Consider the following 256-nt stretch of genomic DNA (forward strand, 5'->3'; position numbering starts at 1 on the left):
CCCGCTGCAGAAGCTGATGGCCCTCTTCGAGGGTGTCAACACCAAGTCCCTCAAGGCCGGCCGGGCCGAGGAACTCCTGGCGCTGCCGCTGGACGAACGCCTCCAGCGCCGGATCATCGACGGGGAGAAGAACGGCCTGGAGGCCGACCTCGACGAAGCCCTGCAGACACGGCCCGCCCTGGAGATCGTCAACGACACCCTCCTGGAGGGCATGAAGGTCGTCGGTGAGCTGTTCGGCTCCGGCCAGATGCAGCTC

At 67.2% G+C, this 256-nt stretch carries 1 protein-coding gene; it reads left to right on the plus strand.

The window, feature by feature from the left end:
* Positions 1-256, plus strand: a 256-nt coding sequence (locus ACEPPI_RS40925; protein WP_373920301.1) for a B12-binding domain-containing protein, incomplete at both ends; no start/stop codon positions are given.

The sequence above is a fragment of the Streptomyces sp. AB3(2024) genome (assembly GCF_041862025.1).
GTDB lineage: Bacteria > Actinomycetota > Actinomycetes > Streptomycetales > Streptomycetaceae > Streptomyces.